This window comes from Acinetobacter pittii ATCC 19004 = CIP 70.29 (assembly GCF_000369045.1).
GTDB classification, from domain to species: Bacteria; Pseudomonadota; Gammaproteobacteria; order Pseudomonadales; family Moraxellaceae; genus Acinetobacter; species Acinetobacter pittii.
The window spans coordinates 588565-615334 of record NZ_KB849790.1 but is presented as its reverse complement, the minus strand read 5'-3'; the positions used below and the strand labels follow the sequence as shown (position 1 = coordinate 615334).

28 protein-coding genes and 1 pseudogene are annotated in these 26770 nt (G+C 35.8%); 20 read left to right on the top strand and 9 right to left on the bottom strand.

Annotated features, from left to right (window positions below):
- The first annotated feature begins 49 nt into the window (after positions 1 to 49).
- The gene (locus F928_RS15460; protein ID WP_005076816.1) at positions 50 to 1354 is read left to right on the top strand and encodes an MFS transporter; all 1305 of its coding nucleotides are present in this window, start codon (positions 50 to 52) and stop codon (positions 1352 to 1354) included.
- An 85-nt stretch (positions 1355 to 1439) separates the two neighbouring features.
- Here F928_RS15460 and F928_RS15455 read toward each other — a convergent pair whose 3' ends face one another.
- Entirely contained in the window at positions 1440 to 1877 is a 438-nt protein-coding gene (locus F928_RS15455; protein WP_005076813.1) for a DUF2147 domain-containing protein, read from the bottom strand.
- Between the two features lie 702 nt (positions 1878 to 2579).
- Here F928_RS15455 and F928_RS15450 point away from each other — a divergent pair.
- Positions 2580 to 3152 (top strand): hypothetical protein, encoded by a 573-nt coding sequence (locus F928_RS15450; RefSeq protein WP_005076812.1) that lies wholly within the window; start codon positions 2580 to 2582, stop codon positions 3150 to 3152.
- 538 nt (positions 3153 to 3690) lie between these two features.
- The gene (locus F928_RS15445) at positions 3691 to 4161 is read left to right on the top strand and encodes a Csu type fimbrial protein (RefSeq protein WP_005076810.1); all 471 of its coding nucleotides are present in this window, start codon (positions 3691 to 3693) and stop codon (positions 4159 to 4161) included.
- A 122-nt stretch (positions 4162 to 4283) separates the two neighbouring features.
- Here F928_RS15445 and F928_RS15440 read toward each other — a convergent pair whose 3' ends face one another.
- The 5 genes and pseudogenes from F928_RS15440 to fecI form a co-directional block, all read right to left on the bottom strand.
- Positions 4284 to 5312, bottom strand: a complete 1029-nt coding sequence (locus tag F928_RS15440) for a MerR family transcriptional regulator (protein ID WP_005076807.1) — start codon at positions 5310 to 5312, stop codon at positions 4284 to 4286.
- Positions 5313 to 5526: 214 nt separating this feature from the next.
- Complete coding sequence (locus F928_RS15435; protein ID WP_005076804.1) at positions 5527 to 6225, bottom strand: DUF1826 domain-containing protein; 699 nt, start codon at positions 6223 to 6225, stop codon at positions 5527 to 5529.
- A gap of 153 nt (positions 6226 to 6378) precedes the next feature.
- Positions 6379 to 8910: a TonB-dependent siderophore receptor gene (locus tag F928_RS22670; protein WP_005076801.1), complete on the bottom strand. Its 2532-nt coding sequence runs from the start codon at positions 8908 to 8910 to the stop codon at positions 6379 to 6381.
- 58 nt (positions 8911 to 8968) lie between these two features.
- Positions 8969 to 9935, bottom strand: a pseudogene (gene fecR, locus F928_RS15425) (FecR domain-containing protein).
- A gap of 30 nt (positions 9936 to 9965) precedes the next feature.
- Complete coding sequence (fecI, locus tag F928_RS15420; protein WP_005076797.1) at positions 9966 to 10472, bottom strand: sigma-70 family RNA polymerase sigma factor; 507 nt, start codon at positions 10470 to 10472, stop codon at positions 9966 to 9968.
- 363 nt (positions 10473 to 10835) lie between these two features.
- Between fecI and dos the strand changes: the two genes are divergently transcribed.
- Positions 10836 to 12209 (top strand): EAL domain-containing protein, encoded by a 1374-nt coding sequence (gene dos, locus F928_RS15415; protein ID WP_031945797.1) that lies wholly within the window; start codon positions 10836 to 10838, stop codon positions 12207 to 12209.
- A gap of 75 nt (positions 12210 to 12284) precedes the next feature.
- Here the strand turns inward: dos and F928_RS15410 are convergent, their stop codons facing one another.
- On the bottom strand, positions 12285 to 12905 hold the full coding sequence (locus F928_RS15410; protein WP_005076784.1) for an NUDIX hydrolase: 621 nt from the start codon (positions 12903 to 12905) through the stop codon (positions 12285 to 12287).
- A gap of 275 nt (positions 12906 to 13180) precedes the next feature.
- Here F928_RS15410 and F928_RS15405 point away from each other — a divergent pair, with 275 nt between their 5' ends.
- A complete protein-coding gene (locus F928_RS15405) occupies positions 13181 to 14203 on the top strand; it encodes an MBL fold metallo-hydrolase (protein WP_228681181.1) in 1023 nt (340 codons plus the stop codon).
- Between the two features lie 702 nt (positions 14204 to 14905).
- Complete coding sequence (locus tag F928_RS15400) at positions 14906 to 15460, top strand: TetR/AcrR family transcriptional regulator (RefSeq protein ID WP_016806473.1); 555 nt, start codon at positions 14906 to 14908, stop codon at positions 15458 to 15460.
- Positions 15461 to 15536: 76 nt separating this feature from the next.
- Here F928_RS15400 and F928_RS15395 read toward each other — a convergent pair whose 3' ends face one another.
- Positions 15537 to 15893 carry a winged helix-turn-helix transcriptional regulator gene (locus tag F928_RS15395; protein ID WP_005076776.1) on the bottom strand — a complete coding sequence of 119 codons (357 nt, stop codon included), beginning with the start codon at positions 15891 to 15893 and terminating at the stop codon, positions 15537 to 15539.
- 127 nt (positions 15894 to 16020) lie between these two features.
- Here F928_RS15395 and ytfG point away from each other — a divergent pair, with 127 nt between their 5' ends.
- The 8 genes from ytfG (at position 16021) to F928_RS15355 (ending at position 22096) form a co-directional block, all read left to right on the top strand.
- Positions 16021 to 16878 (top strand): SDR family oxidoreductase, encoded by an 858-nt coding sequence (ytfG, locus tag F928_RS15390; RefSeq protein WP_005076773.1) that lies wholly within the window; start codon positions 16021 to 16023, stop codon positions 16876 to 16878.
- A 285-nt stretch (positions 16879 to 17163) separates the two neighbouring features.
- Positions 17164 to 17868: a hypothetical protein gene (locus F928_RS15385; RefSeq protein ID WP_016806307.1), complete on the top strand. Its 705-nt coding sequence runs from the start codon at positions 17164 to 17166 to the stop codon at positions 17866 to 17868.
- Between the two features lie 246 nt (positions 17869 to 18114).
- Complete coding sequence (locus tag F928_RS15380; RefSeq protein WP_005076769.1) at positions 18115 to 18807, top strand: hypothetical protein; 693 nt, start codon at positions 18115 to 18117, stop codon at positions 18805 to 18807.
- Positions 18808 to 18972: 165 nt separating this feature from the next.
- Positions 18973 to 19287, top strand: coding sequence for a hypothetical protein (locus tag F928_RS15375; RefSeq protein ID WP_005076768.1), 315 nt, complete (start codon positions 18973 to 18975; stop codon positions 19285 to 19287).
- Positions 19288 to 19464: 177 nt separating this feature from the next.
- Positions 19465 to 19659: a hypothetical protein gene (locus tag F928_RS15370; RefSeq protein WP_002163204.1), complete on the top strand. Its 195-nt coding sequence runs from the start codon at positions 19465 to 19467 to the stop codon at positions 19657 to 19659.
- A 250-nt stretch (positions 19660 to 19909) separates the two neighbouring features.
- Positions 19910 to 20368 carry a hypothetical protein gene (locus F928_RS15365; RefSeq protein ID WP_005076765.1) on the top strand — a complete coding sequence of 153 codons (459 nt, stop codon included), beginning with the start codon at positions 19910 to 19912 and terminating at the stop codon, positions 20366 to 20368.
- 312 nt (positions 20369 to 20680) lie between these two features.
- Positions 20681 to 21025: a hypothetical protein gene (locus F928_RS15360; RefSeq protein WP_005076764.1), complete on the top strand. Its 345-nt coding sequence runs from the start codon at positions 20681 to 20683 to the stop codon at positions 21023 to 21025.
- A 126-nt stretch (positions 21026 to 21151) separates the two neighbouring features.
- Positions 21152 to 22096, top strand: a complete 945-nt coding sequence (locus F928_RS15355) for a DUF4424 family protein (protein ID WP_005076762.1) — start codon at positions 21152 to 21154, stop codon at positions 22094 to 22096.
- Between the two features lie 128 nt (positions 22097 to 22224).
- Here F928_RS15355 and F928_RS15350 read toward each other — a convergent pair whose 3' ends face one another.
- Positions 22225 to 22827 (bottom strand): HvfX family Cu-binding RiPP maturation protein, encoded by a 603-nt coding sequence (locus tag F928_RS15350; RefSeq protein WP_005076761.1) that lies wholly within the window; start codon positions 22825 to 22827, stop codon positions 22225 to 22227.
- A 163-nt stretch (positions 22828 to 22990) separates the two neighbouring features.
- On the opposite strand from F928_RS15350, the gene F928_RS15345 reads away from it, so the two are divergent.
- The 6 genes from F928_RS15345 to mumR all read left to right on the top strand — a co-directional run bounded on the left by F928_RS15345 (position 22991) and on the right by mumR (position 26737).
- On the top strand, positions 22991 to 23299 hold the full coding sequence (locus tag F928_RS15345; RefSeq protein WP_005076759.1) for an HvfA family oxazolone/thioamide-modified RiPP metallophore: 309 nt from the start codon (positions 22991 to 22993) through the stop codon (positions 23297 to 23299).
- A 69-nt stretch (positions 23300 to 23368) separates the two neighbouring features.
- Positions 23369 to 24232, top strand: coding sequence for an HvfB family MNIO-type RiPP peptide maturase (locus tag F928_RS15340; protein WP_002163211.1), 864 nt, complete (start codon positions 23369 to 23371; stop codon positions 24230 to 24232).
- Positions 24183 to 24938 carry an HvfC family RiPP maturation protein gene (locus F928_RS15335; protein ID WP_002163215.1) on the top strand — a complete coding sequence of 252 codons (756 nt, stop codon included), beginning with the start codon at positions 24183 to 24185 and terminating at the stop codon, positions 24936 to 24938. Before F928_RS15340 ends, F928_RS15335 begins: the two co-directional genes overlap by 50 nt.
- Before the next feature lie 2 nt (positions 24939 to 24940).
- Complete coding sequence (locus F928_RS15330) at positions 24941 to 25561, top strand: RNA polymerase factor sigma-70 (protein WP_005076757.1); 621 nt, start codon at positions 24941 to 24943, stop codon at positions 25559 to 25561.
- Positions 25555 to 25734, top strand: a complete 180-nt coding sequence (locus tag F928_RS15325) for a zf-HC2 domain-containing protein (RefSeq protein WP_002163210.1) — start codon at positions 25555 to 25557, stop codon at positions 25732 to 25734. Before F928_RS15330 ends, F928_RS15325 begins: the two co-directional genes overlap by 7 nt.
- Before the next feature lie 91 nt (positions 25735 to 25825).
- Positions 25826 to 26737: a LysR family transcriptional regulator MumR gene (mumR, locus tag F928_RS15320; protein WP_002163208.1), complete on the top strand. Its 912-nt coding sequence runs from the start codon at positions 25826 to 25828 to the stop codon at positions 26735 to 26737.
- The last annotated feature ends 33 nt before the right edge of the window (positions 26738 to 26770 follow it).

Here is a 26770-nt window from a genome sequence, read left to right as displayed (position 1 = left end):
CATAATTAAAATGAATTAATTTAAAGCATGTCATGGAGAAGGGAATACCATGAAAGAAGTTGCATTAAGTGATTTGATCAATCAGCAGAAAGTTGGACGCTATCAAAAATTTATTCTGATCACCTGTTTATTACTGATGATTATGGATGGCTATGACATTCAGTCCATGGCTTACGCAGCTCCAATGATTATAGAAGAATGGGGCGTTCAAAAATCCATGCTAGGAATTGTGTTTAGCGCCAGCTTGTTTGGTTTATTTGTCGGATCATTTTTATTAAGTTCACTCTCTGATCGTTTTGGCCGCCGTCCCATCTTACTGATCTCGACTTTTATGTTCTCGGTATTGATGCTAGTGACACCACATGTAGGCAATATTGAGCAATTGACTGCAATCCGCTTTGTTACAGGAATTTTTTTAGGAGGAATCATGCCAAATGTTATGGCTTATAGCTCCGAAATTGTTCCATTCAAATCTCGTATTTTCACCATGATGGTCATTTCTTGTGGCTATACGGTAGGGGCAATGTTAGGGGGCGGTATATCCGCCTTATTAGTTCCTTGGGGAGGCTGGCAGGCAATTTTCTATTTTGGCGGTATTGTTCCTTTAATTATTTTCTTTATCACATACTTTAAGCTGCCAGAATCTTTATATTTTTTGAGTGAAGATAATAAAAATACTTCTAAGATTTTATTTTGGTTAAAGAAGTTTTATCCCACATTAACATTTAATTCAGAAATAAAAATCATCAATAACACTGAAGTTGAGATTAAAAAGTCGCCGCTTGAGTTGTTTAAAAATCAGCGCGCGTTTTTTACCTATTCCATCTGGATCATTAGTATTTTAAATATGATCAGTCTATATTTTCTGGCAAACTGGCTTCCGACTTTGGCCAAAGAGTCAGGACTTTCATTAAATCAGGCATTGTTGATCGGTTCCACTCTACAATTAGGCGGTACGGTTGGTAGTGTTGTGATGGGCCTTAAAATCGATAAGACAGGATTTTATAAAGTATTAATTCCTGTTTTTTTGGTTGCAGTGATTAGTGTTGCTTTAATTGGCTATGTTGTTAGCCATATTGTTTTATTATTTATTATCATTTTTATTGCTGGCTTTGCCATTGTTGGTGGGCAACCTGCCATTAATGCACTGTCTGCCAGTTATTACCCAGTTTCACTTCGTACTACAGGAGTGGGCTGGAGTATCGGAATTGCCCGTTTGGGTTCGGTCATTGGGCCGTTATTTGGTGGGTATCTTTCTCAATTTCTGGTCATTACCCATTTATTTGTGATTGCTGCAATACCTTCGCTACTCGTCATTATTATGCTGATGATTCAAGCTAAGTACCGATCATAAAAACTATTACATCCATCATGCACATATTGACTGTAATTATGATCGGTAAGTAGATATAAGAAGTTGATTACTGCTACTTCATGAGCTATTTAACTCGATACCACGTTTGATTTCGGCCAATTGCAGAGATACCAATATATCCACGCGCGGTAAGTTTTTCACCATCTGGTGATACTGTTAAGCTAAAGCGATAGGTTTTATCAGACTGTGGGTCGAGGATAGATCCCTTGTCATATTTATTTTGACCGACACTTTTTAAATTTTTGACGATGGTTAAACCAATCAAAGATTTATTTTTATAAGTACCTTCACACATCGTACATTTGTTAGCCTCACTTGGAACAAGTATTTTTTCGATGTTTGCAGAGAGGTTGCCATTTTTATCTTGGTTAAATCTTACCAGCGCTCGAGGTTGATTGGTTGCATCATCAATGGTTTTCCAAACACTGCCATGCAGTTTGTCCGAAGCAAATGAATGAACCGAATAAAAGCTAAGTAAAAGTAAGAGTAAATATTTTTTCATATCAATGTTTTCTCGAATTAAAAATAAATGGTTTTAAAGGCCAGAATTATTCATTTTAAATTTAACTTCACAATTTTCTTAGTATTGAATCTATAAGCTAAACAATATGTAAAGTTATAATCTATTTGTTTGAATATTATTTTGATCGGTTTTTTTATGCAATTGCGAGAATGGACAGAATTATTCGGTTTTTAGAGATGCTGTTGGAGAGGGAGTGGTATTTATGTGTAGTACTGTGAGTTAAACAACTTCATAACAGAAAAATTAAATCTCTGTATATGAATAAAAAATTATGAAGATATTTTTAAAGACAGTTTAATTTATGATACAGTAAATAGTTACTTTATTGCTAAAATAGACTAGAATTATTATTTAGATTATTTTAATTCTATAGTATTTTTTTGCTTAATTGTTTGAAAAATATAATTTTTATAATAGGTTGTTAAAATGAATTAGTAATTTGTATCTTAAATTTTATTATTGTATTATTAAAATATTTTAAAGAAAATCTTCATAATTTGGTGTGCTTAATCTTTCATGGAGAATAATATTCATCTTAATTTTTAGATGTGTAAGTGCTAATTAAAAATATTATAATAAACTTGTATTATTAAAAAATAATTTATACAATGTAATTGTAATTTTTTTGTAATAGTCTTTGTTGTTAAACCAAATTTTTTGGTAAGTTTAAGTGGAAAAATGATGTCGTTAGAAAATGAAAAAAAAGAAAAAAAACCTTTAGATGATTATATCGTTGTTAATAAAAAATTATATATACTTAAAAGTAAGAAAAGTAAAAAACATTTTTTCTTTACGGAGAGTATTGTATATATATTAATATCATTCGCATCGTATTTTTCTTTTTACTTAGCTACAAATAAGTTTACAAACAAGAAAGAGTTAGAGAAAAATATAATTTTATTAACGGATTATTTTGGTATAGATAGTATAATAAATACTTTTCTTGGGATATTTATTGTTATTGGAATTATTTCATCTCTAAATTATGTAATAACAAGTTCAAAATTAAATCTACAATATATATTAAATCGGCTTACACATTCTTTAATTGATTTTGTGTTTTTAATGTTTTCTAGTATGTTAGGATTGTTTGCTGCTATTTTAGAGTTTACGAGTAGTTTGAATTCAGCACCTGATATTTTAAAGTTAAACAAATTGTCATGGATTGGTATTTTTGCTTTGTCTATACTATTGTTTGCGTATGTTTTTATTCTCACAATGATGAAAGAAAATAATGATGAATTTTTAGAATAGTTATTAATGAAATTTTTTAAATTAAGGGAGGAAGAAATATTTTTGAATATTTATTTTTTGGATTTTAAGAATAATTTTTAAATTCTCTTAACGTTAAAGTGAAATGTTTAAATAACGTAAATAAATGTTGTGTATGATATTTTTGACATAAAACTAATAAATATTATTTAAGTAATTAAAGTCCTGAGCAGTACGATACGTTGCATTCAATGAAGACTATTAGAGCTGTACAAATGATTTTATTTGTTAATTAGCTATTGAGTTAAGATACCAAAAAATTTCAACTCATCATCAGATAGATTGGTATAAATAATTAATAGGAATAAAAAACACCCACTACTTTTTAAATTAGTTAGATTGCGTGTAACTCATCACAAATTATAAAAATAATACGCAAATCATGTGATTAGTATAGATTGACACTGTGCAATATTAAGTCTTATAACTAAACAATCCTGAAAGCTGTTTCTTTAATAGGAACAGAAAAAACACAATATAAAGATGATTAGACATTAGAACAAAAAGTTAAGGAGAAGACATGAAAGTCATTAGACATGCCTTATTTTCTCTGATGGGAATGTTGACAATAAATAGTGCAGATGCTGGAAATGCATCTACATCGTTAAGGGTCAGTTTAACCATTCTAGAAACTTGTGAAGTTTCCACACAAGGAAACCTAGATTTTGGTTCGGTTGAACGTGCTCAGCCAGTTCCTACTGCAAGAACGGATGTAACTGTGCAATGCAGCAAAAATACACCCTATCAATTGGCTGTAACCTCAGACAATAACTTTGAACTTAAATCTACTGCCAGCCCAGCATCTGTTGCATATGTACTTTATCAAGATGCAGGCCATACTCAAATTTGGGGAGGGGCGGCAGATAAAGTTCGTTCACGAATTGCGACAGGGATGAAAGAAAATATTCCTATTCACGGGGCAATCACATCAAGCACCAATATTCAGGCGACTAAGTATGAAGATTGGGTTCGTGTGAATGTTATATATTAATTGTGGAAACCAAAATAATTATAAATATCAAAAACTAGTTTATAAAAACCTGTTTTTAGGAGTGAGTAGAGTATTTTAAAAAGCTACACCAGATTATGGTGTAGCCAGCTGCTTTGATAGAACTAAGCACCACGCATTAGTGCTGCTACTGCTTTTTCCAGAAATTGTAGGGTCACTGGTTTGAGCCAAGTACCGTCAGCAAGGCTTGGTTCATTTTGCATTGCTGTACGGATTTTTTCTTGAGTACTTGGGTTTTTGCCAGCATAGCCTTGTAGCATAGAGAGCCATTGTTGTGCCAAACGCTTTGCTCCATCACTATCTGGTGTGACCTCGGCATCAATCAATTTTTCAATATCAACCAATAATTGAGGCCATTTTTTCATCTCACGAATGTAATTTTCTTTTAAAAAAGTAAACTCATCATCAGATAAATAACGGGCAAAAATACACAGCTTACTCTCAGAAAAAGCTTTAAGTAAAAACTCAACAACTTCTGGCGTTACGCCTAATTTTTCCTGAAATTCAGGCTCGGCTGAGTTTATAGCATTTAGTTTAACTAACCATTTTGGGTTAGCTCGCGTATTGTGCTCAAGAGTTTTCATCCACTTACGAGCCAAGTCTTGAGCGGCTTCGCTATTAGATGGTTCGCCAGCATTAAATAGTGCATTTGCTGCTTGAGTTAACTCTTGCCATTCTTGGTGGCTTTTAGTGCCTGCTTGTAAGAAAGTCAGTTTTTCAAGCTCTTCTTTTGTAAAGTATTTTTCAAACATCGCTATAAGCTCCAGTGTTTTTAGCCAATCCTCCAAACCAAGCTCTTCACCACTTATGATCTGAGATTTAAGTTTGCTGAGCTGATTTCGCAATTTCTTTTGCTCTGTCAGCCTTTGATCAATTGCTTGAATCTGCTGATCAATAATCGGTAAAAGTGCAAGATTGGGGTCTTCAAGAACCGTATGGATTTCGGCTAACGACATTCCCAGTCCTCGTAATGCTTGAATCTGATGCAAACGAGTAATGTCTTTACGGGTGTATAGTCGATAACCAGCATCGGAACGGACCGAAGGCTGAAGTAAACCGATATCGTCATAGTGATGAAGAGCACGGACAGTAAGTCCTGTTTGCTTAGCCAGTTCACCAACTTTTAACAGCATCTTTTTAGCTCCTTCTTCCTTAGGCGTGTTTTATGCTAGGGGCTTACGTTACGTGAGGGTCAACTACTTTAAATCATATTTTTCATTATTTTTGTTTTGGTAGATATCCGAATTTATTTGATCCGTTTTCGGAATATCTTAAGAGATTAGTTAAGCCAGTTTTTCTTGGATAAAAATGATTTCAAGCCATTCCCGTCATGGAGTGGCAATATATTTAACAAATCAACAGCAATCGATACTCGCCATCTTTTTCAACAGGTGCTCGGTGAACACAAGGTAAAACCTTTTGAGTTGGATGATCTACTGCTAAACGCCAAATATGTCCCGTGCCTAAATTTACAGGTTGGGCATTCGGTTTAGGCTGATAATGCAAATCAAAAAAATACTCTGCCAAAAAAGCTTCAAATTCAGCATCAGAGCCGTCATGTAATTCTTTGAGCTTTTCTCTAATTTCTGGAATTAAAACTTTTTGTTCAACCTGATCGTTGGGCACAATATCGCTAGCAGCGCCGTGATAGGTACATAAAAAGGTATCGGTTTCAATGGGGGAGCGGTCAACGTGAAATGAATATACATCTGTTGAAATGAAATCTAGCTCTTCATCGCGTTCATAATTTTTAAGCAAATTAAGTACAGGTGATGCGCCAAATTCAGTTAACTGCTGCATATCTTCTAAAATAATTGCTCTCGCCAAATTGCCTTTTTCTGAAAGTTGCAGGACTAACAGGTCTTCAATGGAAACTTCTGTAATATTTTCTTTTAACTGAAGTTTATTCACAATTTCTTTAAAGTCGCCCACCAAATTTCTGTGCCAACAAATCGCATTTGTTTCTCCTTGAAAATGTGTATTTACAAGTTCAGAGAAACTAGACACCTTTCTAATTTGGTTGCTGTCAGAAAACGCGTTCTTCATATGAGAATTAGATAAAATAATAGAGCATGTCTAATATTATAGCCTGAGCTTAGCCAAAAATATTTCATTCCAATTTATTAAGCCAGCTTAGACTTACTTCAGAAGAACATTATTTTCCTCTGAAGTAAGGTCTTTAAAAGTCGAGTAATTTATTTACCACTCATATTTCACACCTACTCGAAAATTGGTCGGAGCGCCGTAATAGCTATTTGTGGTGGCTAAATGGTATTTCTCATTAAATAAATTATTAACATTAAAGTTGAGCATAAGATTATTGTTGACCTTATAACGTGCCATTAAGTCGACCAAAGCGTAACTTTCTTGAGTAAATCTACCCGTTGCAGAGACCGCATTTTTTTCATAAATTTCGCTTTGCCAACGAACACCGCCACCAATAGTGAGGGCTTCATCAAGATAAGGTAGGGTGTAGGTGGTAAACAGTTTGGCTGTATTATTTGGCACGCCAGTATTTAATCGGTTGTCTTGACTATCTTTTGATAGGTTACGGCTAAAGCTTGTGGAAACTTGCCATAAATCAGTCAACTTACCTGTCGCTTCAATTTCAAAACCGCGACTTTTGGTGCCAGATTCTGTTCGATACGCTTGAGAACCATCTGGGGCAAATACATTAGTTAATGCGATCGCTGTATTGTCTTCTTTAGTTTGATAAACAGCAGCTCCAATATTCAACTGATTATCAAAAAACTCACCTTTAATACCCAGCTCGGTACTATTACCTATTAATGGGTCTATGTATTCGCCTGTAACGGCTTTCTTATCTTGTGGTGAAAAAATATTGGTGTAGCTTGCGTAAGCAGTCCAGTTGTCAAAGAAATCATAGGTAATGCCCACATAAGGAATTACCTTGCCGCTTTCTTCTTGGGTTGTGTAGGTAGTTGTATTATCTGCATCTGAATGGTTGCCCGTTACGCGTTCCCAGTCTTCAATCCGTGTACCTAAAATAACCGCAAGATTGTCGGTGGCTTTAAGACGAACAGCACCAAAAATAGATTGGCTACGATCATCTCCACTGTACCAACCATCTATTTTTGTTTCGGGGCGGTTAGGTGTATTGCCATCCCAAGCAAAAATATTGTTTAGAGTGCCGTCCCATGTCATTCCGTTATTCCAGCCAGAATAGGTAGGACGTTTATTTTTACTTTTTGTGTAAGTCGTACCTAACACCACGTCATGAGTTTGATTAAACAAATCAAATGAACCATTCAAGGTTAAATTGAACAACTCTTGAGTTGGACGATAATCCCAACGGGTTGCGTATAACATCGCTCCACTACCAGTAGCTTTATCGATTCCTTCACTTGAGTAGGTATAACCTACAATTTCATCAGAATCGGTGATGGTTCTAGATACTACACCTTTTAATTTCCAGCGGTCATTAAACTGGTGCTCAATGTCGGCAAAGTAAGATGTCGTTGAGCGATCTGAACCCGTCCAACTTGCTGCCGCTGAATCTGAACGGGACCAATTAATGAGTGTGCCATCTGTATAAAAGCTTGGTAAACCACCTCTAGCCACACCAGTCAAATCAATTTGCTGGTAACTTGCACCTAAACTTGCTTTGGTTTGGTCTGTTAAATCAGCTTCTACAACTGCATAAGCAACTTTACGTTCTTCATTGTAGCGGTCGATATAAGAGTCTGACTTTTGGTAGGCAAAAAGGGTACGGCCACGAATACTTCCAGACTCATTAAGGGGTGTAGAAACATCAATATCAGTGCGGTAGGAATCCCAAGAACCAATGTCAGCACTCACCGAAGCCTTAAAGTCTTGTAATGGTTTTTTTCGGACCAGATTAATACTTGCGCTTGCACTGCCAGCACCTGTCATTAAGCCATTTGCACCGCGCACGACTTCGACTCGGTCAAATAAAGCCATGTCCTGACTTTGGAAAATACTTGCATATGAACTCATGAGCTTCACGCCATCGAGTAAATAACTATCTACTTCTTTGCCGCGAGCGTAAATAGGTGAATTATCACTACCAATATTGCCGCCTTGTTTAATAGAGAGTCCTGCTGCTTGACTGACAACATCGGTTAATTGGGTGAGGTTCTGGTCTTTCATTTGTTGGTTGGTGATTACACTGACCAGCTGAGGTGTTTCTCGCAAACTTAAAGCTAAGCCATTAGAAGCGGTGGTCGCCTTCGCCGTATATAAACCTGAACCTTCGGTTGTTAAATTTTCACCATGATCAGCATTAACATGAATTGTTGCTAAATGCGCCGTACCTGTTTCACTGCCTGCCGTATCAAATTCATTATTGTTATTTGCTTTTGTTTTAATTGCTTCTAACTGAAAAACTTTGGGTTCAATTGGAGCGGGTGGAGCCTTCACTCGGATGCTGTAACCACCGTTGTTTACTTTAACGGCTTCAAATGGATGGTTTTGTAATAACAGACTTAAAGCATCTTCAACAGCGTAATTGCCTTGAAGCGCTTTGCTTTTTGTTTTTGAAAGACTGGCATTATCGTAGCTAATGGTTGTGCCTGTTTGAATAGCCAGTTGTTTAATGGCCTGATCAAGCGTGCTCTGGCGAATTGAAATACTATAAGTTTGCGCAGCGTAAATAGAAGTTGAGGTAAGCGCCGTGACCACCAATGGCGTACTCCATAGCACTGCACGTATAGCCAAAGCCAATTTACTTTTTACTTGATAATCCTTCATGTGGTCTTCTCGACAGGGAGTGTATTTCTCTATAAGTCGAACCAGATCAAAAAAAGGGTCACATTTTTTTATCTTTTTTTAATATTTAACAAATAGGGACTGTAATAGTTCAGTTCAAGTTGATGGCTATAGGCTAAAGTTTCTAAGCTTTGCTCAGGATTTTTTAGAGAAAATACGCCCGAAATTTTTATATTTTTCAATTCCGCATCGAGATGGTAGCTTCCTTTTTTATAACGAAATAGCTCATCTAGCACTTTTTGAAGTGGCCATTGATCTACAACCAAAAGTTGTTGGGTCCAATACGGCTGATCGTTATCAAGAGGAAGAGACTTTGAAATATATTTTTCGTCAAAAAAAGCACGTTGACCTTGTTTTAATATTTGCCGTTTAGAAGCGTTCTCTGGCTCAATGGCTACCGCATGTTTATAGACTTTGACTTTGGTCTGTTCGCTATTTTCTTGACGAACCGTAAACTGAGTACCTAAGGCTTCTACTGAACCATTTTTGGTTTCGACAATAAATGGCCGATGTTGAGCATCCTTTGCCGTTTCAATATAAATTTCCCCATCAATCAGCTTTATCTGACGTTTCTCTTGCGTGAAATTTACATCGACATAGCAATCACTTGCCATAATCAGTTGAGAACCATCCTTTAACGATACTTTTTTAATTTCACCCACTTTGGTGTGATAGTCCGACTGCCATTTTTCCCAAGGTATGAAATAGGCAGACAAGCCAACGATGACTAAACCTGAAAGGCTCAACAGCATATTGCGTTTTGCAGCAAGATTAAATTTTTGATTAGACTGAACTAAAGCTTTGGAAGGGAAGTTACCTGCGAGGTTTGATAAACCGTGGCTAAATTTTTCCATTTGCTGGAGTGCTAGCTGGTGTTCTTTTTTTTCGGCTTTCCACTGCTCAAATTGTTGTTGCTGTAATGCTGTCATTTCACCCGAATGTAGAAGTACCAACCAGTCTGCGGCTGCATCTAAAACATGAGGAGGAATTTTATTAATAGCTGACATACAGTAGAAATTTGAGCGCGTTGAAAAGGGTTAATTATAGAGGTCTATACAAGCCAAAAAAGCTTGTTTCATATCTCTTTTCACAGTAGCTTCAGAAATATTCATTTTTTCACTAATTTCTCGATAAGTCATGCCGTCTAGTTGAGACATCAAAAAGACCTGAGCCGTGCGGGTGGGTAGTTTTTCTAATATTAAATGAACTTGATATAGGGTTTCTTGAATATAAACTTCATGTTCAGCAGAGGGATAATATTCTTCTGGAAGATGCTGTAGGGCGTCTAGATATAAGTTTTCAATATGCTGACGGCGCCAATGGTCAATAATGACATGTTTGGCGATGCCCATAAGCCATGCCTGTGGTTCCTTAATTTTTTGAAAACAATATCCACTTTTTAAAGCACGATAAAACACTTCCTGGCTCAGGTCTTCAGATTGATGATGGTGCTGAATTTTGTGTTTAAACCATGATAAAAGCGTAGTTTGCTGAGAACGGTAAATTTGGCTAAACCATACCTGTTTCTCTACATTGAAGTTCATAGCGGCGGAGTCCACAAATTGGCAATGAGTAGCGCAATTAAACACACAGTTAAATTATTCTTAAATAGTAATGATAATTATTATTAATATCAACAAAGAGGGCTCTATATTCTAAAAATTCTTATGCTCTAATTTTTCGCTATTTAGGGCCTGTACCTTAGTCGCAGACACATGTATCGTTAGGGGATGATCCTTTAAAATTATAAGGTGATTGAAAAACAAAATTATTCAATTAAACAACCGGACTGTGCCACCACAATTAAAACAACACCCACCTCAAGATGAGTCATATAAAAATAAATAAAACATGAGGTTTTATTGGTGAAAATTGACAGGGTATATCACTGTTCAAGCTTGGGGTTTATGAAGAAATATTTTACGGTTGATTTATTTATGATAGCTTCGTCTTACTTTAAAAAACGCAAAAAAAATTACCGTACCGTAAAGGATCAGCAGCTTACAATCGCAGCAAAAGCAAATATCTTTATTTGTATTATTTTTTGTTTGTTTTGGACCGTATATTTTATATTTGCAAAAATGTGGTTAATTGTGGGTATGGATATCTTTTTTACACTGATCTCCATCTTTAGCCTTTTTCTCATTTATATAAACCGCATTTCAGCGGGTATACTTTTATCTCAAGTCGTTCTGCTTGTTTTTCCAGTCATTTTTTGCTTATTTTTTGATGTCGCTACAAGTGACCGTCCGCAAGTGGCTCAATTGTTTTTACCCGCTGGGGCGATATTGGGATATTTGAATTACCGTAGAAATCCAAGCTTTTTACAAGCTGCTTTAATTCTTTTGTCGATTGGATGCTTTATATTTTTTAGTGGCAGCTCTTTTAATCTGGAGAGCGCCATACCTTTACCTGAAGATATTCGTGATCATGGGGGATGGGTTGCAACTTGTGTCGCTACGCTCATGATCTGTATTTCAATTTACACCATGCAATTAGAGATACAAACCGAAAGCACTATGGTGCAAGACTTACGCTTAGCGCTTATTAAAGAACAGTTTGAGCTTTTTTATCAACCGCAAATTAATGCTTCTGAAACGCTAATTGGCGCAGAAGCTTTATTAAGATGGCATCATCCTGTTTTAGGATATATTCCCACAAAAGATTTTATTCCAGCAGCCGAAACTTTTGGGTTAATGCCAGAGATTGGAGAATGGGTATTGGCTCAAGCCTGCAAAGTTCTACAAGAGTGGAGTAAAAAAGCCGAGACCAAAGATCTTACACTTTCAATTAATATTAGTGCTGATCACTTCATGCAACCAAACTTTGAGCAAACTGTGATTGAGTTGATTCAGCAATATCAGGTCAATCCATCTCGGCTCATATTAGAAATTACTGAAAATATTGCTTTAACGAATTGTGTAAGCATGATCGAAAAAATGAACTTTTTATCTAATCAAGGAGTTCAGCTTTCTCTTGATGATTTTGGTACAGGTTATTCATCTTTAAGCTATCTACAAAAAATGCCCATCAGACAAATCAAGATTGATCGTAGCTTTGTGCAGGCAGCGTTGGATGATAAACGCAGTAATAAATTAGTCACTGGCATTATTAAAATTGGACTGGATTTAAACCTTCGCGTGTTAGTTGAAGGCATCGAAACTCATGAACAATTTAGTGCTTTTAAAAACAATGGATGTACTGAGTTTCAAGGATATTTGTGGGGCTGCCCCATGCCTTTAAATGACTTTTTAAAACTATTATCCCATTTCAAAAAATAGGCAAAAGTATAATTAACAATCTTAATTTAACAGCAGAACTCTAAATATAAGAGATCTGCCTTACATTAAGTTTAATTAATCAAACTTAGTAACGTCTGGTACTGACTCTAAATAATCAAAGAATTGTTGTATTTGTTCTTCTGTTACACGTGCTGTAGAAATAGGTGGTAACTCATCTCTACCAAAGAATCCAACTTCGGGTGTTTCAATACTTGGTGTCAGTTCACCATCAATAATTTCACACCAGAAGAAAGCCTTATACACATGTAAAAACATCGGAGGGTGTGGGTGCTTGGTTCTATCTGTTAAAGCCAATAACTTAATCGCCTTAACTCGTAAACCTGTCTCTTCTATAACTTCTTTTTCAGCATTTTCCGATGCTGAGTAACCTACGTCAGCCCATCCACCCGGAACAGACCATCGCCCATCTCCGATTTCTTTTGCTAATAATAATTTATTTTCTTTAAAAACAACTGCTCTGACATCTAATTTCGGAGTGGCATAACCTACATCTTGGAGCACGTTATTAATAAAATTTTCTGTTTTGATTTCTTTTAATTCTAATAAATATTCAATATGTCCTAAGAGTTGTTCATAACGTTCTTTGTCATAAACATCTTTTGAATAATATAAACCTGTTTGAGCAATACCAGTAATTTTATTTAAAGTTTCTAACCACTTCACTGAGTCATTCATTGCAACAGATGCCTTCAAGCTTATATCTTTTAGATATGTTAAGACATACTCAGCCGAAGCACTATTAAACAGTTGTTAGCTGAGATTTCATGTGAAGTCTTAAGATGTTTTCGATAATCAATGTGAGTATAAGATTGGTGTGATAGCTGTCTAAAATGAGCTGAATCATTTGTTGTATTGGATACAAATTTGGAATATGCGGATATAAAAAATACTTAGCCCATATTATAAATTGCTTATCGACTGTAATTATCGATAACTCAATTACCTCACAGATGGATATAACTATGAAAAATGGAAGTTTTCGTTTAGCAATTGGTTTATGTACAACTATATTCATGGGAATGAATACTGTTAATGCCGCACCTGAGGGTGAAATGAAAGTCACTCTACTCGGAACAGGAACTCCGATTGTTAATATCAATAGATTCGGTATGAGTACTTTAGTTGAGGCTGGCAATCAAAAATTATTATTCGATGTAGGACGAGGGGCGGTTATTCGTCTTCACCAAATCCAAGTTCCTTTAAGAGATATTAATTCTATTTTCTTTACGCACATGCACTCAGATCACTTAACAGGCTTCCCTGATTTATATGCATCAGCTCCATTACCGACTGATGACGGGCGTAGTAAAACTCCAATTTCAATTTATGGGCCCGTTGGGATAGATAATTTTGCACGTGGAATTGAGAAAGCTTTCACCGCCAATAATGAAATTCGCTTAAAAGGTGGGGAAACAAATGAGCCAGCTACTAAAATTAGTGATCACTTTTTACCGCAAAAAGGTGGTGTTGTTTATGATAAAGATGGGGTAAAGGTTACCGCTTTTCTTGTAGATCATGGTCATGTTGAGCCAGCTTATGGATTCCGTATAGATTATGCTGGACATGCAGTTGTATTATCTGGCGATACAACTTATTCCTCAAATTTAGTTAAACAAGCGAAAGGTGTTGATTTATTGGTTCATAGTTTATCGATTGGTAGTCGTGAACTTGAAAAAGCTTATCCAGATTATGTACAACACTTCTATTCATACCTTGCGAATACTGAGAAATTAGGTCAAGTACTCAACGAAACCAAACCTAAAGATGCCGTAATTTCACATATTTCTTTATACAGTAAAGGCAATATTGGTAGAGCTAGTGAGAAAGAAATTCTTTCGAGAGTTAGCGAAAATTATAAAGGTAGATTCTTATTAGGACAGGATCTAATGAGCTTCGTTATTAATGACAAGGGAGTTACACGAGTAGCATATGATCCTAATATTCGACAATTTGAACCTATCAAACAAAATTGATTAAAGGAAATCCCTCGTATGAGGGATTTTTTAATTCTAACTTCGGGTGTTTCAATACATAGTGTCAGCTCGCCATCAATAATTTTATATTCATAGTCATTTGATCTTATATAAGCATTTTATAAACCCCAATTTAACAATAAATTTTAATTATTTATCCTTACTTTTTAATGATCTATTTTAAAGCAAATGTCATTTTGTGTGCTTGACTGAAAGAGATCTGAATATTATTCTTCGCCTGCTGGCCACATTGCCAGTCGGTCGTCGCGGACCGCTTTTTTCGACCACATCAGGATTATTTCTTCTGAGGAATAGTCTTGTGTGCATCTCGTTCCCTCCCGTAGCGGTAGGACGGGAGAGGGACACCCTCGGGTGTGCTGGAGTCGAAACCAGTCCGCGAACCCTCTTCCGTTCTGCCACCATAATTCTAATGTCTGGCAGAACTCCCAATAAAAAGGAGTTGGCTTTGCACATCCATTATTTCTTGGCAGCCTTTGCCAAAAGCTATAACGACACAACTTAAACGTTTAAAGCAGTTTGATCGCCGTAAGGTTTTCAGGCTTTAAATTATTTCGTCTTAAAACTTAATCAACAATAAAACTTGAGATGTGCCAAGCACAGTCTTACGGGCTTTGCTGTGCCTTTTTTTCTCCCCAAAAAGTATCTCATTTAGAAACAACAAGAATTTATAACGGTAAAACTATGCCAAAGTTAGTGCTTTCTTCCCGTGCCATACAAGTCATCAATAAGTCGATTGATTTATTTCACCATCACGGATTTCATACGGTTGGAGTCGACCGAATTGTCAAAGAGTGTGAAGTGACCAAAGCAACTTTTTATAACTTTTTTCATTCGAAAGAACGATTTATTGAAATCTGTCTAATTGTGCAAAAAGAACGTTTAAAAGAAAAAGTAGTTTCAATTGTTGGGTACGACCAGAACACAAGCGTGAAGGATAAACTCAAGAAACTTTATTTGTTACACACCGATTTAGAAGGGACGTACTACCTTTTATTTAAAGCAATTTTTGAAACGAAACTGACGTATCGAAAAGCCTATATCACCGCGGTGAGATATAGAACATGGCTGCTTAATGAAATTTATAGCCAGCTTATAAAACTCAAAACCGATGCTACCTTTCAAGACGCTAAGCTATTTTTATATATGATTGAAGGTGCAATTATTCAGTTTCTAAGTTCGGATGGGGCAATCGAGCGGGAAAGAGTGCTTGAGTGTTTTTTGCTGGGGTTTAGATGAGAGAGTCGGACTCTAAATTTGTTGATCAAAGTTAGATGATCAATCGTGAAGCGAGTTTAAATATGCTGAAATTTGCTTATACAACTAAGTCTGAACGAGGCTGCTTTTCTAATAACTGAGATATATTATTTTCAAGCCAATCAGTTAAATCAAAAAGGCGTTCGGAAGCTTCTCGACCAAAGTCCGTTAATTGATAATCTACTCGAGGGGGCACTTCGGCATAATCCTGACGATAAATAAAACCATCTTGCTCAAGTGACTTTAAGGTTTGTGCCAGCATTTTTTCACTAATGCCATCAATTATTTTTTTTAATTCATTAAAGCGTAAACGTTGATCACGTAGCGCAACTAAAATTAAAACACTCCAACGGCTCGTTAGTGTCAACAAAATTTTTCTAGATGGACAATCTGCTGCAAAAACCTGACCTTTCATTGCTCATTACCTGTATTACAAAAGTTTACATTTAATGCTGAACTTACTTTTAGGTAAGTACTTACTTTTAGTAAGTGAAGATACTACGATGATTGAAATATTTCAACTACATCAGATGGAGATCACCATGCGTATTGCAGTTACTGGTGCAACAGGTCAACTTGGTCAATTCGTTATTTCTCAATTACTTGAACGGACTGAAGCAAAAAATATTGTGGCATTAGTCCGTAATCCAGAAAAAGCTATGGATTTAAGCTCAAAAGGAGTAGAAGTTCGTCCTTTTGATTATGTTCATGACGTAGAAAAACTTTCAGAGCAACTACAAGGTATTGATAAGCTTTTATTAATTTCATCAAATGAAATTGGTCAACGTACGGTACAACACCAAAATATTATTAATGCAGCAAAACTCGCACATGTAAAATTTATCGCTTACACAAGTTTATTAAAAGCAGATGTAACACCACTTTTACTTGCACAAGAACATGTTGAAACTGAACAATATTTAAAAGCATCAAATATTCCCTACACGTTATTACGTAATAACTGGTACAACGAAAATTATGCAATGGGTCTTAAACAAGCGGTAGAGCATGGCAAAATTTTTGGGGCAACTCATCACGGTAAAATTTCTTCTGCTTCACGTTTAGATTATGCAACTGCGGCCGCTGTGGTATTAACGCAAGATGGGCATGAAAATAAGATTTATGAGCTTGCAGGTGATACAAGTTACACGCTTGATGATGTAGCAAAATGGACAAGTGAAATCACTAAAAAAGATATAACTTATCAAGATTTACCTGAAGCAGAATATAAAGCACTTTTAGTGCAGGTTGGTGTACCAGAAGGGTTTGCTCATATATTGGCAGATTCGGATGAAGGCGTATCTAAAGACGGTTTATATAGTGATAGCAAAGATCTGCATCAGCTCATTGGCCGTGCAACGACAAGTATGCAAGAAACTGTGAAAGAGTTTTTAAAATAAGCTGTTTTTCTATCGCTTAGACTGACACGAAATTTTAACTTGATATTTAACAACGGTAATTTTAGAATCCGCCCAACTAATTTTTAGGAGCTTCAATGTGAGTACTTGCTCGAGTGACAGTAGTCGATCGATAATAGTCTAAGTATCCACTGAAGTCCTGACAGACCTCTTTTTGTGGATGCAAGAAGAGGTTTTTTATTTCCATCTTTTCATTTCTATTATTAACCCATGATTTATTCATGACGGGTTGCAGTACTTGTATGTGCTCCATGACTTATGGGAGTGATGCCAGTGTTATTTACTTTAAAGAAACGCTCACTTATTTCTGGTTTCTGTTTATTCGCATTATCTAGCGCGAGCCATAGTGGACGACCTATGGTTGTTGACGATGCTGCTCTAGTTTCTCCAAAAACCTGCCAGCTAGAAACATGGGCGCAGCATAACTCTGACAGCAAAGAATATTGGGCAACACCAGCCTGTAATTTTGGTGGTAATTTTGAATTTGCTGTAGGGATGGGGAGAGTAAATGATGATACTGAGCATGTCAGTTATGCAACTCTACAAGGCAAGACCTTATTAAAACCTTTAGAAACTAATGATTGGGGAATCGGCTTTTCTTTTGGCACTCAAATCAATACTAAGGATTCTTCAAAGAAAGATTGGACGGTTAATGTTCCTTTAAGTCTTTCTACTTTGGATGATAAATTTTTAATCCATGCCAACCTTGGTTGGTTACGTGAAAATACCACACATAAAAATCAAACCACATGGGGAATTGGAACCGAAACACAACTTACCCATCCATTAACATTCACTGCCGAAGTATATGGCAATGATCGAAATGATGCTTTTTACCAAACAGGTTTTCGATACATGATTTATAAAGACTTTGTTCAATTAAATGCAAGTTATGGCGACCAAATTTCTCATCACGATAATGCTTTTTTCTCTGTCGGGTTTGTATTTTTAACAAAACCGTTTTTACATTAATAACTTAGAAATGTCTCAAAGTTCCCTTTAAAAAGTGCTCTTTTGAATATAAAGAGCACAAGTAAAAATAAGTATATATTTCATATAAGGAAACTTTCTCTCTCATCTTTTGATTTTATCTAAAACATAGAGTAAAGTTCGTTCACAAGATATTAAATAAAATGAATGACTTTTTATGAATACTATAAAAGCTTTTAATGATTTTTATAAGGTTAAAGAAGTGATTCCAAATTGTAAAATATAGATATGGCTTCTAAAAATTTTCTTTCTACGCTTGCACGGAAAAGTAAGGAGAACAAAGGAAATATAGCTATATGTTCCATTCTTTTTATTATTCCTTTATTTGTATTTCCTGCTTATCCAAAAAATGAATGGCAGTACGAGCTATATCAATACATCACACAAACTATGCATGTGACTGTTGGTACGAAAGGTCCACTACCGTTTTTTACGATTCTTTATAGCATTTATATAACCATAGTCATGTTCTTTGTGGGTTGTGTTATCTGCTATTTTTTTATTAAAAAATATGGGGTTAATAAATCTTATCAAGAGGAAATTTATAAAATATTTTTTAAAGCCGAATTTGAGTCTTCAAAAAAATACCCTTGGTTAGAGAAACCTTTAATCAAAAAGACATTAGTCTCAAGTTTATTTGCCCTATGTTTTGTCATGGGAATACTTCACTTTATTTATGATGATATTACTCAGCAGAGGCCCAGACGTAGAGGTGGGCTTATAGTATTGGGGTATAATTACAGAGTCGGAGTGATGTTTTGGGAAATAGTAACAACTGTCTTTAGTATTTTTCCGATTTTTTATTTTGGCTTGTTATTCTTATATATCATTAATTATTTTTTCCGCGGGTTGGGTACAGGTAAGGTGGCAATTCCTTTAGAAGTGCCAAGCAAAAAACGAAAGAGAATTAGGAAGGTCTGATATTTTTCTTTTGAATTGATAAAACACATTTCACTTAACCTATCAAAAAATGTGACAGAATCTAACTTTTTATAACCTATAAACGCGACTATCCTAATTGGGCTTGAACACAATCTTTTGAAGTGCTCCTTTTTAGTTTAGTTAGATTTTTTAGGTATTTAAAAAATGAATAAAATGCACGTAACTTTAGCGGTGATTATTGGCTTAATTATTGGTGGTGTAATCGGTGCTCTAGGTTACTCTAAAACTGCTGCACGTTATGACGCAATGACCACAGCATGTGTCATGGTAAATCAAGCAGTTGAACATGGCATCTTGCAACCAGAACAAGTCAAAGAGCTTGGAGAGTTAACTGGCCAAACCCTTAAAAAAGATTACGAGTCAGTTGCCTCTAAATTTAAATTCTCTGAAAAACAATTAGGCAATGCATCTGAAGGCTCTAATTGTAGTCAGTTTATTGTTGGGGTAAATGCCGCATAATAACCATTAAGAAGCCCACAGTGAGTGGGCTTTTTTATAATGTTTAGTTAGGGCAGCTACAATATTAACTGAACATATCATGTATAGACTGCTATAATAATAACCAATTCAAAACCTGAAATATAAGCTTGCCTAAAGGCAGGCTTTTTGTATGTGTAAACAAGTCTGCTAGGAAATATGAAACGCTACTTAAAACAAACTGAATCGACAACGTCTAATTGGACAACAGAGCAAGACTGTTTCTTGATTGAAAATAATTCTCTCTCAATTTACGAGCTCATCGAGCATTTACCTTTTTCTGAAGAAGAAATACGAGTGCGTCGAGCTGTTTTAGGGTTGGTAAGACGAGATAAGCAAATGAAAACATATTAATTTTACCAAATGGTCAAAATAATATGAAAGTAAATATTTCTGACGATCTCTATTCAACCATGCTTTTTTGCGGATAAGTTATCAAAACCATAATTTTTTTAGGTGTTTTTATGAAGTGTTTTACATAAAGCGCAAACTACTTACAAACCACTCTAATAAGGATACCTTTAATTACACTACTTTAAGCATAATCAAAGACAGAAAACATTCATAGATCAGAACTTTATAACAATAGTATGGAGAGAGGTTAATGCCAAAGTATCTAGCTGTAGCCGAAAAGGTTTATAAAAATATTAAAAAAGATAGCTTATTCACTGATGACATTACTCAGAACCTTAACTGTTTAATTAGTCAGATTCGAAAAGCCATCAAAGGAACAGAGTTTAAGCTCAAGTTCAACTATATCGACTTTGAAGAAAACTTAACGAAACCGTTAAGTGAATGCAAAGTTCAAATTGATCTGAGTGTTATGCCAAAGTTCGTAAATGAAGGTGAATATCTTCTTTGGTTAGCTGGATTTATTGAGCGAATCACAGAAGGTGGAAAACCGAAACTACCGCCAATTTCGCACTTTTTACCCCCAGGTTTTAAGATGTCGAAAGAGGCATTTCCTATGACTGTCACTCCTCCAAAAGAAGAGCATGCAGACATGATTATCAATTATTTTAAATCTGAGGATTTTATTAAAATCAATAAAACTCCTTCATAAAAGAATATAGAAGTAAACGTCCACCTTACTTCTATATACCTGCTGGTTTTAACTCAGCGACCGCCTTCTGGGGCGGTTTTTTTTATCTAAAAATAAATGAAGACTGAGTTATTTTGATAACCAAAGTTTAATATTCTGAAAATCTTAAATGTATGCAAATGTGAAAATATAAAATGTTTTTTATAAATATCAAAATCTTAAATTAATCTTTTGGTAAATGAAAATATACGTTTTTCACATAACCCACGTGCCAAGTAACGCAATTAAACATTTAGCTGTTCATAATTTTAAAAAAAAGAGAGTATGAATGAGATGAATGAAAACGCAGAGCTTATAAAATATATAGACGTTGCTGAAAACGTCTATGAACGTGTCTATGAGAACAATCAAATTTCAAATGATTTAATCGTTAACCTTAATCGAATTATGGCTGAAATAAAAAAACAGGCCGCAGAAAAAAATCTGAGATTAAAATATAACTCGATCGACTTTGAATATTGCTTGAGTTTGCCTATAGCAGATCGGGATATAAAAATTGACCTAAGTTTGATCCCTCACTTTGAACATCGTGATGAATGCATTTTATGGTTAACCAACTTTATTGGAAAAATTAGTGTGCCTAAAAAGATGATGAAACAAAAACTAAGCTTTAATTAACTTTTTATAAATTTTAAAGAGATAGATGAGTCACCACTAAAAAATCAACAACGTTTACGCTTAAACAGTTATGCTTTATTGCAGATGGATATTTCATAATTAGAAAATGACATAGAGCACTTTAAAATGAAAAAACTTGCAATAACCTTTGCTGTTTTAGCTTCGCTATCTACCTATGGTCTAGCCAACGACTCTACGGGTTACGTGGGTACAGGTGGGATTCAATATCTCAAAAATTCGCAAATTGCCATGCAAAGCGAAGATCTATTTATTAGTAAAAAGATTATTAAGGTCGACTACCTCTATAAAAACTTAAGCAATAAAGACGTAACGGAAACGATTTTATTTCCGTTACCACGCATTGATAATTTTTTTGAATCTGATTTTGCACATACTGAACAGCTTTTAAAAAGCTTTAAAATTGTGGTAGATGGAAAAAATATAAAACCCGAGATACATGTCAGAACGTTTATTCAAAAAGATGAAAAATCGCCACTGATTGATGCAACGGATGAGTTTAAGCAATGCGGTTTTAGTGAAAAAGAGATGCTAAACCCATGGACTCGCACTAACTATGATTATGAATATTATGTAGATAAGCTAAAACAATGTAATAAGCCGCAAATACAGAAAATTTTAGCCAAATTTAAAAAAGATGATGTAATCCCGTGGTCATCTCAAGTGGTTTATAGTTGGAAGCAGACTTTCAAAGCCAATAGTTTGACTAAAATTCATCATGAATATAAACCTTTGGTCGGTGGCTCTGTAGCTCTCTATCCAGATGAATATAACCAGCAATTTTGTATGGATAAACAATTTAAGCAAGGCTTAAAAAAAGCCAGTGCAGAAAATTCGCCGTTTAGTGCTTTGGGCTATATTTTAACGACGGGTGCAAATTGGGCAAAACCAATTGAAAACTTTAAGCTCACCATTGAGCGTGATAAGGATGAGCTGGTTTCATTTTGTTGGGATGGGCCAGTTAAAAAGATTAGTCTAACTCAATTTCAAATGACCAAGACTAAGTTTGTACCCAAAAAAGACCTAGATATTATTTTTGTGAGAGTTCGATAATTTGATACCAGCTTCTGGTTTGACCAAATTGCCTCACTATCAATTGTGTGTCATGAGCTAAACATGGCACACAATAAGAAAAAGATGCCCTATGTTGCTGTCAGTAGGATTTTTAGCGTAATGATTAATTAGAGCAGTTTCTTTTTAATCCAATAATCTAAACTGAAATAACGGCCGCCTCCAAGAACAAGCAGTGCGAGTAGCATGACCAAATACGTAGCGGCAAACTCAATTCCATTATTTAAAATTACAAACGAACCACTAGACGTGAGCCAATCATAATTGCCGTAGATTTGTAATATTTCGCGAGCCTTCTCTAACTTTTCAGCCGAGGCCAAGACCTGCATGTTTGCAAAGGGTGCATTCGGATCAGCAATCGCTTGCCATCCATTTGGTATATGGACAGTAAATATGGCAACCAACATGGTAATCATGAGCGGGATGCTAATTAAGCGAGTAAAGAGGCCAAATGTTAATAGTATTGCACCTGCTAGCTCAGCCGTTGTTGCAAGTAATGCCATTAAATACGGAAAAGGAAGTCCTAAACCTCCATCTGAGTTGCCAAACCATTCTACAATGTCGTTAAAGTGCATTAATTTATTTGTGCCAGCCATCCAAAATATAGGAACTAAATATAATCGAAGAGCCAGAGCTGCGATGCCGTCCGCATGTTGTAGAGTTTTACCCAGTTTTTGATAATATTGAGATAAGCCATAAATAAAATTCTTCATGATAATTTCACATCCGATGCGATTGAATATTAATTAGTCGGATAAAAACTGTATTTCTTACATAAAAAAAATTTTATTTACGGTGTAATAAAAAAGGATTTGGTCCGTCTAACTATACGTACAAATGTACAAACCGAGAATTTATCTTTAAAGGAATACTAACATGTATAAGCTCAATTCAATGACTTCAGTGGCGGCATTATTAGCACTATCAGTTGCTGGCGCTACACAAGTGGCGGTAGCAGCAACCCATACAACAACCGAAGCACATGCAACCAAAGCAGCAGATGGAAAATGCGGTGAAGCAAAATGCGGTGCTAACAAAATGAAAAACCATGAAAAGTCTGCCGAAGCAAAATGTGGTGCAGATAAAAAAGCAGCAGATGGAAAATGTGGAGCAACTAAAAAAGCAGCGGACGGCAAGTGCGGTGCAGATAAAAAAGTCGCTGACGGTAAGTGCGGCGCTAAGTAAACAATCTGATCATGGATGATGTCGGCCTTCTGGTAAGTGTCGGCATCGTTTCCAAAAGGAGAAATCACCATGATGGATTTGTCAGGCGTAGGACTTGGTTTAAGGCGTGATTTTATAGACTCGTTTTTAGATGCAAAAACATGTCCAGATTTTATTGAAGTTGCTCCTGAAAACTGGCTAGGTTTTGGTGGACGACACGCGAAATTACTCGCACAGTGTGTTGAAAAAGCTCCATTAATTTGTCACGGCTTGTCATTGTCTATTGGCGGTCCTCATCCACTGAATCTTGAATTTATCGAAAAAATAAAAAACTTTTTAGAACAATATGATGTCTCGATTTATTCTGAACATTTAAGTTATACAAATGATGGCGGCTATTTATATGATTTGTTGCCCATTCCTATGACTGAACCGGCTGTTCAATATGTCGCTGAACGTATTTTACGTGTTCAAGATATTTTAGGAAGACGATTAGTCATAGAGAATGTTTCTACTTATTTAATGCCCAATGCTGAAATGAGTGAAGCGGAGTTTATCCGTGAGGTTCTTCAATATGCAGACTGTGATTTGCTTCTGGATGTCAATAATGTCTATGTCAACAGCATTAACCATGGCAGTGATGCATTTGGATTTATTCGGGACATGCCAAAAGAAAGAATCCGTTATATACATATTGCTGGACATGAGCAAGTTCAGAAAAATTTATTAATTGATACGCATGGTGCAGAGGTTTGTGATCGCGTATGGGAACTATTGAGATATACCTATCAAGTGTGTGGTGTGAAAGCAACTTTACTTGAGCGCGACTTTAATATTCCATCATGGCGAGAGCTAGAAGAGGAGCTAGCCAAAATTAAAATAATTCAACAACAGGAGAGTGGCTATGAAGGAAAATCAAATATCCTTTCAGACCATGCAACAACAGTTTTGTGACTGGATTAGAGATCCTGATTTGGAATTACCTCAAGCTCTTCCTGCCGGACGAATGCATATTTATCGAGACTTACTTTTTAATAATGTCTGTTCATTTATTGATTTAGTTTATCCCGTGGCTCGTGCGATGTTGCCAGAGTTAAAGTGGCAACAATTACTCTCGGAGTTTTTTCAAAAAACCCAGTGTCGCTCGCCTTTGTATAATGATATTTCTCTTGAGTTTAGAGAGTATTTGACAGATCAGCAGCACCCGATATTGCAAGAATACCCTTGGTTGGCTGAGTTGTTGCAGTTTGAATGGCTTGAGTTGTATTTAGACACTGTTGAAGTTGAAAAAATAGTTTTGCAGGAAAACTGTGATTGGCAGTTAACCACAAAGGTATGGGTATTGGTTTATCAATATCCCGTTTATACATGGACAATTTTAATGACTCCAGAACAGGCTGAGCCTATGCCTGGAGCAATTATGGTTTGGCGAGATGAACAAGACAAAGTGTGTATTGAACAGCTTTCGCCTTTGTTTGCTATGGTGATTGAACAGTTGACTCAAAATGTAAAGTTAACTGACCAAGATATTCATACACTGATTCAATCTGTACTCACTGATTTATCTGAACATGATATTTATCTGCAGATTCAAGAACTAAAAGCACTGTTAACTCGAATGCGATTGATTCAAACTCCCCATGATTTTAAAGAGGTATAAGGATGACTTCAGCCGTGGCATCAGATCATGAAGAAATAGGGGATCAGCTGCATAATCCAGCCTTTTTACAAGACTTAAGACAGCAAATGATAAAATTTGCTTTTTTACAGCTTTCTTCTCTTCCTCAAGCTGAAGATGTGGTGCAAGAGGCATTAACGAGTGCTTTCCAGCATTTAGATTCATTTAAAGGACGTGCTGCGTTTAAAACATGGGTGTTCGCGATTTTAAAAAATAAAATTATTGATGTGATTCGGCAAAAATCGCGTTTGGTCTCAATGACAGAATTATTTAAAGATGAGGAAAGTGAACTGAGTATTGATGCACTGTTTGATGCTTCCGGACATTGGCATAAATATGAAGCGCCTCAAGCATGGCAAAGCCCTGAAGAAATGATGGAGCAGGCAGATTTCTGGATGATTTTTGAAGCTTGTTTAAATCATTTACCTGCCAAATATGCTCAAGTTTTTATGATGAGAGAGGTGATAGAGCTGAGTTCTAATGAGATTTGTAGCAAGTTGGAATTGTCTATCTCAAACTTTAATGTGTTGATGTATCGGAGTCGTACCCGACTACGTGAATGTTTAGAAAATAAATGGTTATTGAAGGAGGATTGTTCATGCTGACATGTCGACAAGCCACTCAACTGTTGTCTGAAAAGCAAGATAGACCATTGTTATTACGTGAGCAAAGTGGTTTACAACTGCATTTATTGGCGTGCCGCTCATGCCGCCGTTATTCAAAACAGATCAAAACAATTAGTCAGCTTTCTAAGGCATTTAAAAGTTTTGATGGCTAATTTTATTTAAAAATTTATTTATTGCTAGCCTAATTACGCTAACAACTCCCATACTATAAAAGTAAAGGAGTTTTTTAAGACAGGATGACACGTGAATTTAAAGAATCTTGAAGCATTTTATTGGGTTGTGACTTTAAAGAGCTTCAATAAGGCCGCGACTAAATTACAAACCACCCAGCCTGCGGTCTCTCAAAAAATCACAGCTCTTGAAAATGAATTAGGCTTTAAAGTTTTAGATCGAAGTTATCGGCAGCTTAAACCAACACACAAAGGCTTAACTTTATTTAAGTACGCCGAAAAATTTATGCGACTAGAGACCGATCTGGTGGCTGAACTGACTGAAAATCAGCACCTGACTGGCACCATTCGTTTGGGAGTTTCCGAAACTATTGTTTATACATGGTTGGTTGAATATATCGAAAAGGTTCAGCAAGAGTTCCCCAAAATTTCAGTAGAAATTGTAGTGGACCTTACGCCTAACTTACAAGAAGGTGTTCGGACAGGTGACTTAGACATGGCTTTTTTACTTGGGCCAACTTTAGCTTTTGAGTGTATTGAACAAGCTTTGTGTGACTTTGAATTAAGTTTCTTGGCTTCACCTTCATTTAAAGGGGGTGTTGCTCAAATGTCTTTTAAAACTTTAATGTCACATACCATTTTAACTTATCCAAAAATTACCTATCCCTATAAAGAATTGAAAGCACGAATGAAAGAGCAAGGGATTGATGAACCACTTTCAATTACCAGTTATTCATTGGCAACTTTACTGCGTTTAGCCGAGCAGGGCTTGGGTATTGCTGTGGTGCCGACCTTAACAGCTCTAAAAGAAATTACTGATGGTCGACTAGAAATATTAAATACGCCTATTCAATTAAAAACGTTCCATTTCACCTCGATCTACATTCAAGGAAACGATGTTGCGTTAAAAGAGAAATTGACCGAAGTTGCAGTTAAGGTCTCTGAATGTGCTATGAAAAGGCTCAATGAGCAAATTAAAAAATAAGCTGTTTTTGTGTGTCTTTTATCCCTATTTTTT

Bases quoted from the DNA above. Each gene is read 5' to 3' on its own strand.
- F928_RS15405 (WP_228681181.1), top strand. From the start codon at position 13,181: ATGGATATAACTATGAAAAATGGAAGTTTTCGTTTAGCAATTGGTTTA.
- F928_RS15350 (WP_005076761.1), bottom strand. From the start codon at position 22,827: ATGAAGAATTTTATTTATGGCTTATCTCAATATTATCAAAAACTGGGT.
- F928_RS15410 (WP_005076784.1), bottom strand. From the start codon at position 12,905: ATGAATGACTCAGTGAAGTGGTTAGAAACTTTAAATAAAATTACTGGT.
- F928_RS15400 (WP_016806473.1), top strand. From the start codon at position 14,906: ATGCCAAAGTTAGTGCTTTCTTCCCGTGCCATACAAGTCATCAATAAG.
- F928_RS15375 (WP_005076768.1), top strand. From the start codon at position 18,973: ATGAATAAAATGCACGTAACTTTAGCGGTGATTATTGGCTTAATTATT.
- F928_RS15345 (WP_005076759.1), top strand. From the start codon at position 22,991: ATGTATAAGCTCAATTCAATGACTTCAGTGGCGGCATTATTAGCACTA.
- F928_RS15325 (WP_002163210.1), top strand. From the start codon at position 25,555: ATGCTGACATGTCGACAAGCCACTCAACTGTTGTCTGAAAAGCAAGAT.
- ytfG (WP_005076773.1), top strand. From the start codon at position 16,021: ATGCGTATTGCAGTTACTGGTGCAACAGGTCAACTTGGTCAATTCGTT.
- dos (WP_031945797.1), top strand. From the start codon at position 10,836: ATGAAGAAATATTTTACGGTTGATTTATTTATGATAGCTTCGTCTTAC.
- F928_RS15380 (WP_005076769.1), top strand. From the start codon at position 18,115: ATGGCTTCTAAAAATTTTCTTTCTACGCTTGCACGGAAAAGTAAGGAG.
- F928_RS15445 (WP_005076810.1), top strand. From the start codon at position 3,691: ATGAAAGTCATTAGACATGCCTTATTTTCTCTGATGGGAATGTTGACA.
- F928_RS15435 (WP_005076804.1), bottom strand. From the start codon at position 6,225: ATGAAGAACGCGTTTTCTGACAGCAACCAAATTAGAAAGGTGTCTAGT.
- F928_RS15450 (WP_005076812.1), top strand. From the start codon at position 2,580: ATGTCGTTAGAAAATGAAAAAAAAGAAAAAAAACCTTTAGATGATTAT.
- fecI (WP_005076797.1), bottom strand. From the start codon at position 10,472: ATGAACTTCAATGTAGAGAAACAGGTATGGTTTAGCCAAATTTACCGT.
- F928_RS15455 (WP_005076813.1), bottom strand. From the start codon at position 1,877: ATGAAAAAATATTTACTCTTACTTTTACTTAGCTTTTATTCGGTTCAT.
- F928_RS22670 (WP_005076801.1), bottom strand. From the start codon at position 8,910: ATGAAGGATTATCAAGTAAAAAGTAAATTGGCTTTGGCTATACGTGCA.
- F928_RS15460 (WP_005076816.1), top strand. From the start codon at position 50: ATGAAAGAAGTTGCATTAAGTGATTTGATCAATCAGCAGAAAGTTGGA.
- F928_RS15370 (WP_002163204.1), top strand. From the start codon at position 19,465: ATGAAACGCTACTTAAAACAAACTGAATCGACAACGTCTAATTGGACA.
- F928_RS15340 (WP_002163211.1), top strand. From the start codon at position 23,369: ATGATGGATTTGTCAGGCGTAGGACTTGGTTTAAGGCGTGATTTTATA.
- F928_RS15385 (WP_016806307.1), top strand. From the start codon at position 17,164: ATGCCAGTGTTATTTACTTTAAAGAAACGCTCACTTATTTCTGGTTTC.
- F928_RS15355 (WP_005076762.1), top strand. From the start codon at position 21,152: ATGAAAAAACTTGCAATAACCTTTGCTGTTTTAGCTTCGCTATCTACC.
- F928_RS15395 (WP_005076776.1), bottom strand. From the start codon at position 15,893: ATGAAAGGTCAGGTTTTTGCAGCAGATTGTCCATCTAGAAAAATTTTG.
- F928_RS15335 (WP_002163215.1), top strand. From the start codon at position 24,183: ATGAAGGAAAATCAAATATCCTTTCAGACCATGCAACAACAGTTTTGT.
- F928_RS15365 (WP_005076765.1), top strand. From the start codon at position 19,910: ATGCCAAAGTATCTAGCTGTAGCCGAAAAGGTTTATAAAAATATTAAA.
- F928_RS15330 (WP_005076757.1), top strand. From the start codon at position 24,941: ATGACTTCAGCCGTGGCATCAGATCATGAAGAAATAGGGGATCAGCTG.
- F928_RS15360 (WP_005076764.1), top strand. From the start codon at position 20,681: ATGAATGAAAACGCAGAGCTTATAAAATATATAGACGTTGCTGAAAAC.
- F928_RS15440 (WP_005076807.1), bottom strand. From the start codon at position 5,312: ATGCTGTTAAAAGTTGGTGAACTGGCTAAGCAAACAGGACTTACTGTC.